Origin of the sequence: Lacrimispora algidixylanolytica, assembly GCF_003609635.1 — a bacterium.
Lineage (GTDB): Bacteria > Bacillota > Clostridia > Lachnospirales > Lachnospiraceae > Lacrimispora > Lacrimispora algidixylanolytica.
Window position 1 is genome coordinate 35,935 of sequence record NZ_MCIA01000005.1, and the last position, 14,054, is coordinate 49,988.

12 protein-coding genes are annotated in these 14,054 nt (G+C 40.7%); 7 read left to right on the top strand and 5 right to left on the bottom strand.

From position 1 onward, the window contains the following. The first annotated feature begins 168 nt into the window (after positions 1–168). From BET01_RS04460 to BET01_RS04485, 6 genes are all read left to right on the top strand, one after another. Positions 169–1,479, top strand: coding sequence for a S1C family serine protease (locus BET01_RS04460; protein WP_120195569.1), 1,311 nt, complete (start codon positions 169–171; stop codon positions 1,477–1,479). A gap of 47 nt (positions 1,480–1,526) precedes the next feature. After that, entirely contained in the window at positions 1,527–2,471 is a 945-nt protein-coding gene (locus tag BET01_RS04465; RefSeq protein WP_120195570.1) for a 3'-5' exoribonuclease YhaM family protein, read from the top strand. Positions 2,472–2,722: 251 nt separating this feature from the next. Beyond that, positions 2,723–3,436, top strand: coding sequence for a response regulator transcription factor (locus tag BET01_RS04470; protein WP_120195571.1), 714 nt, complete (start codon positions 2,723–2,725; stop codon positions 3,434–3,436). Then, positions 3,408–5,669 (top strand): sensor histidine kinase, encoded by a 2,262-nt coding sequence (locus BET01_RS04475; protein WP_120195572.1) that lies wholly within the window; start codon positions 3,408–3,410, stop codon positions 5,667–5,669. The genes BET01_RS04470 and BET01_RS04475 overlap by 29 nt, the downstream gene beginning before the upstream one ends. 117 nt (positions 5,670–5,786) lie before the next feature. After that, positions 5,787–6,926, top strand: coding sequence for an N-acetylglucosamine-6-phosphate deacetylase (gene nagA, locus BET01_RS04480; RefSeq protein WP_120195573.1), 1,140 nt, complete (start codon positions 5,787–5,789; stop codon positions 6,924–6,926). 188 nt (positions 6,927–7,114) lie between these two features. Further along, positions 7,115–7,477 carry a hypothetical protein gene (locus tag BET01_RS04485; protein ID WP_147422794.1) on the top strand — a complete coding sequence of 121 codons (363 nt, stop codon included), beginning with the start codon at positions 7,115–7,117 and terminating at the stop codon, positions 7,475–7,477. Between the two features lie 201 nt (positions 7,478–7,678). Here the strand turns inward: BET01_RS04485 and phoU are convergent, their stop codons facing one another. The 5 genes from phoU to BET01_RS04510 form a co-directional block, all read right to left on the bottom strand. Continuing rightward, a complete protein-coding gene (gene phoU, locus BET01_RS04490; RefSeq protein WP_120195575.1) occupies positions 7,679–8,341 on the bottom strand; it encodes a phosphate signaling complex protein PhoU in 663 nt (220 codons plus the stop codon). A 35-nt stretch (positions 8,342–8,376) separates the two neighbouring features. Then, on the bottom strand, positions 8,377–9,141 hold the full coding sequence (gene pstB / locus BET01_RS04495; RefSeq protein ID WP_120195576.1) for a phosphate ABC transporter ATP-binding protein PstB: 765 nt from the start codon (positions 9,139–9,141) through the stop codon (positions 8,377–8,379). Continuing rightward, entirely contained in the window at positions 9,138–10,046 is a 909-nt protein-coding gene (pstA, locus tag BET01_RS04500; protein WP_120195577.1) for a phosphate ABC transporter permease PstA, read from the bottom strand. Before pstA ends, pstB begins: the two co-directional genes overlap by 4 nt. Continuing rightward, a complete protein-coding gene (gene pstC / locus BET01_RS04505) occupies positions 10,039–10,974 on the bottom strand; it encodes a phosphate ABC transporter permease subunit PstC (RefSeq protein ID WP_120195578.1) in 936 nt (311 codons plus the stop codon). The genes pstA and pstC overlap by 8 nt, the downstream gene beginning before the upstream one ends. Positions 10,975–11,049: 75 nt before the next feature. After that, positions 11,050–11,973, bottom strand: coding sequence for a phosphate ABC transporter substrate-binding protein (locus tag BET01_RS04510; RefSeq protein WP_120195579.1), 924 nt, complete (start codon positions 11,971–11,973; stop codon positions 11,050–11,052). Positions 11,974–12,360: 387 nt separating this feature from the next. Between BET01_RS04510 and BET01_RS04515 the strand changes: the two genes are divergently transcribed. Beyond that, on the top strand, positions 12,361–13,929 hold the full coding sequence (locus BET01_RS04515) for an IS1096 element passenger TnpR family protein (protein WP_120195580.1): 1,569 nt from the start codon (positions 12,361–12,363) through the stop codon (positions 13,927–13,929). Positions 13,930–14,054: the final 125 nt, after the last annotated feature.

Here is a 14,054-nt window from a genome sequence, read left to right on the forward strand (position 1 = left end):
TGAATTTGTATCCATTATAGTATAGCATACGTGAGATAAAAACTGCAATCCTCAGGATGCTTTTCATGGCCTTAAAGCCCCTGTTTTTCTGGTTTCACAGGTTTTTCTTGCATTAAGACAGGAAGAACCTTATAATAGTAGTTAGGTCTTCTGCAAAGGAGGGTAAGTATGCCGGATCATAACGGGCCAGATGATAGAAAGACGGAGCCCCGTCGGTTTATTAACGAAAAAATAGTGAAGCAGCCTATGTCAAAGGAAGATATACTTAAAAGGTCTTTAGGGCTTTTGGCGACTGCAGTTATTTTCGGATTTGTTGCGGCGGTTACATTTGTCATATCAAGACCAGTTGCTGAGCGATGGTTCTTAAGAGAAGCCACCACAGAAGCTACTCCGGTAACCATCCCAAAGGATGACCCTGAGGCAGTCTCTAACGAGGCAGAGGTAGTCTCTTCGGAGGCTCAAACAGAGCCAATCGAGGAAATTTTAAAATCTGCCATGGAGAAATATCCGTTCTCTATGAGTGATTTAAATGTGCTTTATGGAAATATGAAAACAGTGGTTCAAAAGGCGGACAAAGGTATTGTTACGGTGCATTCTGTTAAGACTCAGAAGGACTGGTTTAATAATCCAGTGGAAAATTCCGGTTTATATGCAGGGGTGATTACAGCCACTGCCAATCAGGAGCTTTTAATCCTCACTCCGGAAAAAGCGGTTGAGGATGCAGACGCCATTCGTGTGGCTTTTACAGATGGTACCGAGGTACAGGGAACCATTAAGCAAACCGATAAGCTTTCCGGCATGGCAATCGTAAGTATATCCACGGAAGGTCTTGGTAGAGCACTCTTAGAGGAAGTAAAAGCAATAGAGCTTGGAAACTCCTATTCGGTAAAGCAAGGAGATTTGGTGATTGCCATTGGCGGTCCCGCGGGCATGGTTCATTCCTCTGGGTACGGATTTATTTCCTATATTACGAAGAATGTACAAGTGACAGACGGCATGACCCGTATTCTTTATTCCGATGTGAAAGGGAATGCAGCAACCGGTACCTTTCTTATGAATACTTCCGGTCAGATCATTGGCTGGATAACTGAAGAATATAAGAATGATGGTAATAAGGACATGACCACAGCTATGGCCATATCCGATTACAAAAATATATTAGAAAAGATGAGCAACGGAGTTGCCTATCCATATTTTGGAATGAAAGGGCAGGAGGTCAGTGCAGCCATGAATAGCAGCGGTATGCCGCTTGGTGTTTATGTGGTAGAAGTGAATGCAGACAGTCCGGCTTACAACGCAGGAATTCAGAGTGGCGACATAATCACCTCCATGGGAGGAAAAACCATTGTTACTATGAAAGATTTTCAGATCTTACTGGAAAAGTCCAGTACGGGACAGGTTATACCTGTAACGGTTTCCCGAAGCGGAAGGGAAGAATTTAAAAAGATACAATTTCAGGTAACCATCGGAGCCAGGTGATCTTCCTGGCTCCCCTTATTGCCTGAGTCATAATTTGGAGGAATTAGATGAGATATATAGAATCATTTCGTGATGGGATGCACGTTTCAGATGTGTTTTTATGCAAGAACAGACAGGTCTGTCTGACAAAGTCAGGTAAGGAGTATGGTAATTTGATCCTTCAGGACAAGACTGGTACCATAGATGCCAAGATATGGGATTTAGGTTCCCCAGGGATTGGAAACTTTGAACCTATGGACTATGTTTACATTGATGCGGATGTTACTGTATTTCAAAACTCCAATCAGTTAAATATCAAGCGGGCCCGCAAAGCAGATGAAGGTGAATACGTACCTGGAGATTATCTGCCTGTATCCTCTAAGGACATTGGACTTATGTATGAAGAGCTCCTTGGCTTTATCAAGTCTTTAAAAAATCCATACTTAAAGAAGCTTTTGGAAAGTTTTTTTGTAGAAGATACTGCATTTGCTAAGGCATTTCAGTTCCATTCAGCCGCAAAAAGCGTTCATCATGGATTTGTAGGTGGACTTTTAGAGCATACATTAAGCGTAGTGAAGTTATGTGATTACTATGCAGGGTATTATCCAGTGATTAACCGTGATCTGCTTCTTACAGCAGCTATGTTTCATGATATGGGTAAGACCCAGGAACTTTCCTCATTTCCGGAGAACGATTATACGGATGATGGACAGCTTTTGGGCCACATCATCATTGGAACAGAGATGATTGGCGAAAGAATCAGAACCATACCAGGATTTCCTGTTAAGCTCACATCAGAGCTTAAGCACTGTATTTTGGCACATCATGGAGAACTAGAATATGGATCTCCTAAAAAGCCGGCAATTATAGAGGCATTAGCTCTTAATTTTGCAGATAATACAGATGCAAAGCTGGAAACCATGATTGAAGTATTAAAAAGTGCAGGAGATAACAACGGTTGGCTTGGATACAATCGTCTCATGGAAACGAATATAAGAAAGACGACAGAATAAGCACCTTGTTTTAGACATTGGTGTTTAAAAGACAGAGGGTTGAAATTATTTCATCCTCTGTTTTTGCGTTCAAAATATATATTTTAGAATTTCTTTCGGTTTCTCTGTCAATCATTTTAAGATTGGTTCTTTATCCTAATAATATTAGTATAGCGAACTTGTCTGTGATAGGAAAAACAGATAGAAAAAAATAGCAATAGAAAGCATCCAAATTATATGAATCATAAAACAGGTCATGGAGGAGAGGTAGCATGGACGCAAATCACATTTTACTTGTGGAAGATGATAAAGAGATCCGAGAAGGAGTGGAAATATATTTAAGAAGCCAGGGATATGAGGTGTTCCAGGCAGCAGACGGACTAGAGGGGCTAAAAATCCTTGATAAAGAAGAGATTCACCTGGCAATCGTGGATGTGATGATGCCCAGAATGGACGGAATCACAATGACTGTAAAGCTAAGAGAGAAATACGATTTTCCAGTCATTATCCTATCGGCTAAATCCGAAGAAGTGGATAAGATCATGGGACTTAATATCGGTGCGGATGATTATGTTTCCAAACCATTTACCCCCATGGAGTTATTGGCCAGAGTTAATTCCCAGCTAAGACGTTATAATAAATATAGGGATATGCTGGAGGCGAAGGAAGAGAAAGAGCGGAGTAATGTCTATAACATCGGAGGCCTGGAACTTAACGAGGATACAGTAGAGGTATTTGTAGACGAAAAAGCGGTGAGGCTAACTCCCATTGAATTTAAGATACTGGCACTTTTAATGAAAAATCCAGGAAGAGTATTTTCTGCTGAGGAAATCTATGAAAGAGTATGGAATGAACGTGCCATCAATACGGATACTATTATGGTCCATGTTAGGAAAATTCGGGAAAAGATTGAGTTGGATCCAAAGGAGCCAAAATATCTAAAGGTGGTGTGGGGAGTTGGATACAAAATTGAAAAACAGGCATAAGATCAGTATATTGCTGGCGATCCTAGTGGTAATATCCGCTTCCTCAATTATGGTAGCGCTTTATCCCTATTTTAAAAATGAGTCGTCCAGATATAAAGAGCCAGTGTACCAACAACAGACCTTCTTAAAGTATCTGGTTTATGGCAATTATGTACTTTCTATGGAGCAGGCCCGCAATCATAAGGGAGATATGATATCTCCTTTTCAGTTTTTCTTTCCAAAAGCTGCCGATGAGATGAAAAGCCAAACGGAGGAAACACTAGCTTCCGAAGAATCCGGGCAGACGGAGAACATAGTAACGGATGATAACTCAGCAAGTGAGATCGTAATGGAGTCTAATGTGGGAGAAAATTTATCCCGTACGGATTATCTGGCTCATCTTCGCCAGATTACCATAAGGAAATATGATAACTGGAAAAGTGGCTTTGATAGCATTAGAAATTCCATGGATTATCAGGTTTTAAATGAAAAAGGTCAGGTGATATCAGACCACTCCGGTGGAAGTGTGATTGCTGGAAATGATAAATATGTATTTCAGACCGTGCTTCAATACGATGGACTGGGCAGAATGGAAGTCGTCTCTATTCATGGAGAGAATTCAGCCAAAATCTTAACCTTATTACAAGGTTTCGGGGAAAAAGATCCTATGATGGATGATTATTGGGATGAATACTTGTATGAGGAAGATTTAAGACTGCAAAACCCTAAGAATTTAACCATATCCTATGGATTGACTACGGAACAGATTACAGCTTTTAAGGATACTGCCAATGGTTTTACAAACAACTACGATGATTCAGAAAGCATCGTTAAAATATTAGTAGGACTTGTCTGTGCGGTTGCGGTTCTTGCGTTTTTCTTATCCTTCCTGGATGTGACATTACCAGATAGCAGTCGTATGTTTCGAACCCCGTTTGAAATAGTGGGAGGTATTGGGTGTGGCGGAGTACTCTTTGGAGCTGGTCTTACCAATCTAGTTATGACCACCAACCAGGGAAATTTATTTGAAACTCTGCTTCGGGCCAACTTTCTACCTGGGATAGCAGGGATCATGGTAAAACTTTGGAACCTTCTATGGTGGTCAATTCCCTTCGGCGTTGTTTACTGGGGCGTTTTGTGCCTGCGGGATGTATTGCGCATCGGCATCAAGCGTTATTTAAGAGAAAGGACATTAATCGGCTGGTTCTGTGGCTGGATTAAGATGTTCTCTATCAAGACCTATCATTTTGTAGGGAATATCAATCTAAGGGATCACTCAGATCGGGCGATCTTTCGCATCGTAGGAATAAACTTTTTTATCCTTGCAGTACTTAGCAGTCTCTGGTTTTTTGGAATTGGCTCGTTGTTCTTTTATTCCATATTCCTATTCCTAGTTATGAGAAAGTATTATAGGGATTTAAGTGGAAAATATAGCGCACTACTAAAAGCCACCAATCAGATTGCAGAGGGAAATTTGGATGTAGCCATTGAAGAGGACTTAAGTATCTTTGAACCATTTAAAAGGGAGATTCAGAAAATACAATCTGGATTTAAAGTAGCTGTGGATGAGGAGGTGAAGAGTCAAAAGATGAAAACCGATTTGATCAGTAACATGTCTCATGATTTAAAAACACCCCTTACGGCTATTATCACCTATGTAAATCTGCTAAGGGACGAACGAGTAACGCCGGAACAGAGAAAGGCTTATATCGATATCTTAGAACAGAAATCCATGCGGTTAAAATCCCTGATTGAAGATCTTTTTGAAATTAGCAAAGCGAACAGCAACAATGTGACCTTGAATTTGGAGGATGTTGACATTGTCAGCCTCTTAAAAGAGGTAAGCCTGGAGCTAGGAGATAAAATTGAAGAATCCACCATTGATTTTCGTTGGAATTTGCCGGATGAAAAGATAGTGCTTCCTTTGGACGGACAGAAGACGTATCGTATCTTTGACAATCTTCTGACGAATATTATTAAGTACGCCATGCCAAATACAAGAGCCTATATTGATATGAAAAAAGAAGATGGATTTGTGGTCATCTGCCTTAAGAATGTATCCGCGGCTGAGTTAACCTTTAATCCCAATGAAATCACGGAGCGTTTTGCCAGAGGAGACCAGTCCAGAAACACCGAAGGATCAGGCCTTGGTATGGCCATTGCCAAAAGCTTTGTAGAGCTTCAAAATGGAAAACTTATTGTTGAAATCGAAGCAGATTTATTCCGCGTCAGCATACGCTGGCCGGTAGAATAAGATATAATTTTTAAAAGTATAAAGAAAAAAGAAAATATTTTCATAAATTCTTGAAAACCCTGACAGAACTGATATACTAAAGAAAAGAGAGTACAGTATGAAGGGAGGAAAAGAATTATGATCATACAAAGCAAACGCATTTGGATTGCAGGACAGTTCATACCCGCACAGCTTAAGGTGGAAGACAAGAAGATTGAAGCAGTCTATGACTATGGAGAGCTACCTGTTCAAAAAGATTATGGGAATGATAGAATTGTTCCAGGGTTCATAGACATTCATACTCACGGAGCCTATGGATATGATACCAATGATGGAGATCAGGAGAAGCTACTTGACTGGATGAAGCGGATTCCGCAAGAGGGAGTCACCTCCATATTACCCACTACAGTGACTCAGGTGCCAGAAGTGTTATTAAAAGCGGTTTCAAGTGTTGCCGATGTAGCGGAGTACGAGTATGAAGGTGCGGAAATTCTAGGAATTCATTTTGAAGGACCTTACCTGGATATGAAATACAAGGGAGCTCAGCCTCCCGAAGCGATCGCTCGGGCAACGATTTCAGAGTTTAAGAAATATCAGGAAGCAGCCAGAGGCATGATTCGCTATATTACTCTGGCTCCTGAACATGATTCTGGTTTTGAGTTGACCAGATATTTAACCCAAAATGGGGTCGTTGTCAGCATGGGCCATTCCTCCGCTACCTATGAACAGGCACTTATGGGAATTGCCAATGGTGCCACCTCCATGACTCATGTTTACAATGGAATGACTCCCTATCATCATCGTAATCCTGGTCTGGTAGGAACGGCGTTTCGGGTGAGAGATATCTACGGTGAGATCATTTGTGATGGATGTCATTCCCATGTAGCGGCGCTTAATAACTTCTTTACGGCGAAGGGGAGAGAGTATGGAATTATGGTTAGTGATTCCCTTCGAGCAAAACATTGCCCACCGGGAGGTTCTTATAAACTGGGAGGCCATGACATTGAAATTAGAGAGAATGGTTTGGCGTATTTAAAGGGAACGGAGACGATTGCGGGAAGTACCTTAAATATGAATATGGGGCTGAAAATACTGGTAGAAGAGGCCATGGTACCTTTTGATACTGCACTTAATTCCTGTACAATTAATCCGGCTAGGTGCTTACGGGTTGATGACAGGAAGGGGCGTGTGGCAGCAGGGTATGATGCGGATTTGGTAGTGCTTACGGATTCCTATGATGTGATTCAGACTTATTGTAGAGGCGTTGCTATGTTGTAATGGTTGGCTGAGTAGTCGGTGGTGTTTTGCCGGGTGCTCAGCTTTTTTTGTATCGCTATGGGGAAACATTATTTTATTCATTTAAATGCGATGATATTATTGAAATATAGTGAGCATGAGTAAAGATAATGGTATACTGGTTATATAAATGGAAAATGGATAATCAAAATATTTATGAGGTGAAAGATATGAAAAGGATATTGTATGAGATTTTACCATATATAGCTATATTGCTAGTCTGTTTATTTAATGCAAGAAATATTATTACAGGAACGGGTAATCCCATTATTAGAAAATATGGAAAATTGACAGACCAAGAAAAGGAACTTTATGATAGTTTAAAAGTTAAAATGTCTCAACTTTTATATGTCCTGTCTCTGGCTATTTTGACTGTTCTTGCATTTGTATTTTCGGTAATTTATCCTAATATCATTTTGCCTAAGATGTTTATAGTATGTTATCTGGTAGAGATAGTAGTGCTTTTGATCTTTTCAGAAACAAAATGGATACTAAATTTGTTTTGTAAGAAAAGTAGGATTAGTAATTTATAATTACTTGGAATCAAACTGGTATAAGTGAGGATTACTTATGCTGTAGGGGAGCAGTTGTAAGTCCGCAGTGCCAAGCTCGAATCCGCTGCGCTCCTTCTCGCTTGACGGCTGTCGCCGTATGCCCTAAATATCAAAAGAGAGTCTAAAAATGCAAGCATTCTTAGACTCTCTTCCGATTTTTAGGGCGCATTGCTCATAGCTTTACAAGATCCTTACATTCTTCAAAGCACCGGTCATGGCGAATTCTGTCCATTCGCAGACATTTACGGCATGATCCCCAATACGCTCTAAGTATTTGGCTATCATAAGCAGGTCAATACACTGGTCAATTTGTTCCGTAGACTGCTTTAACAAATCCACCACATCCGTTTTAACCTTGTCAAATAATTCATCCACCACATCATCTTGCTGTTCGATCTGTCTAGCTGTCTCTAAATTCTGAGTGATGAAAGCATCGATAGAGCAGCGCACCATTTCCCGAGCAGCATTGGCCATAGTTGGAATGTGACGCACTACATGATAAACGTGCTCTCCCTTAATGCGAAGGATCAGTTCAGCAATATCGGAAGCGTGATCACCGATACGCTCTAAGTCTGTTACCACTTTAAGGGCACTGGATACGACTCTTAGGTCACCAGCGACTGGCTGTTGGCGAAGGATTAGAGAAAGACAGCGAGCTTCAATGGAACGCTCCAGATCATTGATGGTGCGATCACCCTTAATAATATCTTCTGCTTTTTCAAAATCCTGATCTTCAAATGCGATAAAGCACTGTTCAATGGAGTTTTCCACCATTTGTCCCATTTCTTTAATATCTTCATTTAAAAGATTTAATTCATGATCATAATTCACTCTGGTTGTCATCACGATTCTCCTTTATTCTTCTGCTATCATATCCATCAACCGAAACGACCGGTAATATAATCTTCCGTTCTCTTATCCTTAGGTACCGTAAACAGCTCTGTCGTAGGAGCGTACTCCACGATTTCCCCTACAAGGAAGAATGCAGTATGATCAGCGATTCTGGTTGCTTGCTGCATGTTATGGGTTACGATAGCAACGGTATACTTTTCTTTTAGTTCATCCATCAAATCTTCAATCTTTAAGGTGGAAATAGGATCGAGAGCAGAGGTTGGTTCGTCCATTAACAAAACCTCTGGTTCAACGGCTAAGGCTCTGGCGATACAAAGACGCTGCTGTTGTCCTCCGGAAAGGCCCAATGCTGATTTTTTCAAACGGCTAGAAACTTCCTCCCAAAGGGCGGCTCCCTTTAAGCTCTTTTCCACAATGTCGTCAAGTTCAGACTTATTCTTGATTCCATGAATTCGGGGGCCATAAGCCACGTTATCATAAATACTCATAGGAAATGGGTTAGGCTGCTGAAATACCATACCAATTTTCTTGCGAAGAAGGGTAGTGTCCACTCTTTGATCGTAGATGTTTTCCCCATCCAGAAGAACTTCTCCTTCGATTTTTACATTAGGAACCAAATCGTTCATACGATTTAATGTCTTTAAATAGGTAGACTTTCCACAGCCAGAAGGACCAATAAAAGCGGTGATTTTATTGGTGTAAAGCTCCAAGTTCACATCCTTTAATGCGTGGTTGCTACCATAATATAAATTTAAGTTGCTGGAAGATATCTTAACGGTGTTAGTATTCACGATTCTTTGACCTCCGTGTTGAATTTATGGGAAAGGAATTTTGCAAGTCCGTTAATGGCCAGAACAATGACTAAAAGGACAACAGCAATTCCGAAGGCTTCCGAGTATTTGGCCTTTTGCATACATAAGTAAAGCTGGATCGTTAGAGTACCGCCAGATTCAAAGACCTTTCCGAAAAAGTCTTTGGGAAGAAGATATCCACTTCCAGCCGTAAATAATAGTGCTGCAGATTCTCCAACGATTCGTCCAATGGCAAGAATAATTCCAGTTACAATACCTGGCATGGCGCTTGGAAGTAATATCGTGCGGATCATATACCATTTGGTGGCGCCGATTCCAAGAGCACCGGAACGATAACTGACAGGAACCGTCTTTAAGGCTTCCTGAGTGGTCCTGGTAATAAGTGGCAAAACCATGATGGCCAGGGTCAGGGCACCTGTTAAGATAGAATAGCCCAGTCCAAGAGTGATTCCAAAGAATACATAACCAAACAAACCAAAGATAATGGACGGGATACCCGCCAAGGTTTCCGTGGTAAACTCGATGATACGAACTATTTTACCACCTTTTGCATATTCATTCAAATAGATTGCAGCCCCTACTCCAAGAGGTGTTGCGATCAATAGGGTAATAACTATAATGTACAGAGTATTTACAATATTTCCAATAATTCCGAAAGTTCCTTTAATGGTACTGGGAACACTTGTTAAGAACGTAAGACTGATGGCTGGAATCCCTCGAACAAATACATACCCCATAATTCCCACCAGTACAAGAATAGAGATGGAAGCGCACAGATAAATGAGAACCAGTAAAACAGAGTCTGAGATCCGACTCCTCTTATTATAAATACTGTTAGAAGTAGAAACTCCATGCTGAGCGGGCAGTACCACTTGATTAATCATGTTGTGCGTCTCCTTTCTTTAAAATATTGTTCAGCGATATGTTAATAATCATTATAAATGCAAACAGGATAAGTCCAATGGTAAAGAGGACCTGCTTATGAAGACCAGAAGAGTATGACATTTCAGAAACAATGGCCGTAGTCAGGAATCTAACAGAGTTAAAAGGAAGTGGGATATTGACCGAGCTTCCAGAAACCAAGCTGATAGCCATTGCTTCTCCGATGGCACGGCCTGTTCCAAGAACAACCGCAGTGACAATACCAGACTTAGCTGCCGGTATAACAACGTGAAAAATAGTCTGTATCTGTGTGCCGCCAAGAGCTAAAGAAGCACTTCTTAAATGCTGTGGAACGGAACGAAGAGCCGTTTCACTGATGTTGATAACCGTAGGAAGAATCATAAGAGACAAAACCAAAACGGCAGAGATTAAGTTTGCACCTCCCGTAAACTGGTGAGTCGTAGATCCGGCAAAAATTTTTAATTCCAGCTTATACATAAGCGGATTCAATACCAAGATGCCAAGAAGTCCATAAATAACGGAAGGAATGCCAGCTAGAAGTTCAACTGCAGGCCGCACAATCTTGGTAAGCTTTGGGGGAGCTACTTCAGCAAGGAAGACAGCAGTCATGACTCCAACGGGAACGCCGATCAAAATTGCCATGGCGGTACCAATAATAGAGGTCAAAATAACATAGAGAATACCAAAGCTTGGAGAAGCAGCCGTAGGCATCCAGGTGGAACCAAATAAAATATCAAGAATACCAACTTTAAAAAGTGCCGGGGTTCCGCTTATGAGCATGTATAAAGAGATTGAGGCCACAGCCAGAACAGCAAAGAAGCCGCAGATAGTAAAAATAACCTCTGCAGCGCGTTCTATTCCTGATTTACTTCCGTGGCCACTGAATATGGAATATGTCTTTGGTTGCATATAAGTAGCTCCTTTCAAAAACGGGGACGCAACGTAGTTTGCCAGCTGCGTCCCCAGGAATTATCTATTAGTCGATCAGTTTGCTGGGATTAAACCAACAGATTTTACTAATTCTTTTCCTTCATCAGAGTAGATGAAGTCAAACAGTGCCTTTACCATATCATTCTGAGCAGAGATCTCACCCTTCGTAGCCATAACGAATGGACGGCTTAAGAAGTAGGAACCAGCTTTGATGTTTTCTGGAGTAGGTTCTGTATTTTCCAGCTTAAATGTCTTAACCGTGTCATCAAGTACATCAAGGGAAACGTATCCGATAGAACCAGGAGTAGATGCAACCTTAGCCATAACTGCGCCCGTGCTGTCAAGTTCGTTGCTGTATTTGCATTTGTCTTCTAGCTTTAAGAGCTCTTCAAAAGCAGTTCTTGTACCAGATCCAGACTCACGACCAATCACAACGATAGGCTGATCAGAACCGCCTAAGTCTTTCCAGTTATTTACGGTTCCGCCATACACGCTGATTAACTGATCTTTTGTTAAGTTACCCACTGTATTTTTGGTATCTGTAACAACTGCAATACCATCAATAGCAACAATATTTTCATTAATACCTTTAGCTTTTTCTTCATCTTTTAAATTACGAGAGGAGTTACCAATATCAGCAGATCCGTTTCCAACAGCTTCGATGCCTGCGCCAGAACCAACAAATTCAGCCTGTACGGTAACACTTGGATTTTTTTCCATAAAAACTTCGCTTAAAGCAGTCGCAAATTTTTCCATAGAGGTGGAACCAACCATGCTGATAGAACCTTTTAAATCGCCTGAGGCAGCCCCTTTAGCAGTTGTAGATTCTGCAGCAGTTGTATCAGTTTTAGAACCTGCAGTAGTAGCTGTATCAGAAGCCTTTGTTTCAGCAGTTTTGCCTGCGCATCCAGCAAGGGAGCTCATAGCAAGGATTGTTAAACCGGTAATAGCTAAAGTTTTAATATAATTTTTTTTCATAATCACTTTCTCCTCTTTTCGATTGAAAATTGCTTTCGCTTACATGATGGAGTATATCAGCCAGCCGTTAATCGTGATATCATGTTTTTGTATAAGTATTGTAAAGGTTGTGTAAAGAAAGAAAAATCAGTTGCTTCTATATAAGAGAGTATTTGTCATTTTATCCTTTGCAATCCCTCTTTTTATATAAGAAGAAACCCAAAATTATAGAAACTGGCAATTTATTAAAAAAACGTGTAGATACACTGTTAAAATATGTGGAATAGACTGGACAGAACTGGATAAAGTGTGGTAAATTGGAACGTGCGCTTTATTAAAAATAGAAACTTCATATTTGATCCGTAAGCTTATCACGGATACGAAAGATACGAGACAGGAGGACGTTTCATGGGAGCATATCAACTGAAAATCACGATCAAAGGCAGTAAGCCGCCGATATGGAGAAGGATTCTGGTACCGGAGGGAATTACTTTTGAAGGACTACATCAGGTGATTCAGACTGCGTTTTCCTGGAGCGGTGAGCACCTGTATCAATTTGAATTCCGTTCCGAGGGTGTAGCGGTTGTCCCCTTTGGAGAAAATAAATCCAAAAAGCTTCAATCCATATCAGCAAAAGAATCCATTGATTCTCTGGTTTCTGCCGCTGCTAAATTTACATATACCTACAACTTTAAAGATAACTGGGAATTCGTCATTCAGGTAGAAGAAACAGTTACCGATTATAATGAAGCTTATGCCCAAGTGGTTAAATTCAAAGGAGATGTTATACCGGAATACTGCGAAAGCCTGTCCGCTTATAATGAACTTCTTGAAAATCCCCAGGAAAGCATAAAAGAATATGACATAGAAGGCGTTAATAGAAATCTAAAGCCCAACGGTGAATCCTCATCAGAGGAGATTAATATCGCAGATATTTATGATCATTATGATAATAAGGGTATCGCAGAGATTGCCGAGAGACATGGCATGAGTGGGCTTGATACATTAAATAAGAAAGAACTATCAGAACGGACAATTGCTCATATCTTAAATAAAGAAGTTATGAGAAAGTATTTCCTTTGTGTTCGCGATTCAGAGATGGATTTATTTGAGCAACTGGTGGCAGAAGATCCTCAGGTCATGAATTATGATTTAGAAGAACTAGACTTTCTCTATGCCGGAGGCTACCTGACTGCAGGATCAGATTCCAAACTTGTGGTTCCCAAGGATGTGAAAGAAGTATACTGCGAGATTAACACTACTGAATTTCAGCAGGAGCGGAGTCGCATTGGTAAAATAGGAGATTATCTCTGTGCTGCCAATTCTCTCTATGCCATCACACCTCCATCCGTATTGCTGGAGACCTTTAATAAGTATGAATCCGAAAAGCTCACTCAGGAAGAATTGATACAGGCCTATGAGCATCTGCTTCCATACCGTTGTCTCGTTGTATGGATGGAAGGTTCTTTTGTAGATGCAGCACTTGCAGAGCAAAAAAGCTACAGAAATCTGCTTAGCATTCAGAAAAAGGTTCCTTATTATATTCCAACTCAGCAGGAAATCCGTTTCATGGCAGACAATGACGGTTTTCTTATGACCCCTGAGTTAGACAAGCTAACCCAGTTCCTAAAAGAAGAGATGAGTGTATCCGAAGATCTAATTCCGTATGTCCTTCGCCAGGTTCAGGCAGAGATCAGTCTGGGTGGTCAGCTTCAGGAAGTTCTATCTGATTTAGAAGCTTCCGGAATTACTATTCATGATGGCGAGCAAATGAAACGCTTCGTCAGTATCATGAATGAAATCTGGAATCATACCAGGCTCGTGTTAAATCGTGGCCATAAGCCTTATGAGATGGTTATGAAGGGTCTGGAAGACGTATCCACTCAGCGTAAAACCGGACAGAAGATATATCCCAACGATTCATGTCCTTGTGGAAGTGGGAAGAAATATAAAAAGTGCTGTGCAAGTAAGGCATAATACACGGATTAAGGAGCTCAAACCAAAGACTGGTTTGGGCTCCTTTTAAATTGTTAAATTGTATGAATAAACATGACATTCGAAAAAGATAAAAAAGTTTGAAAAAGATGTTGACTTTTGTCGAA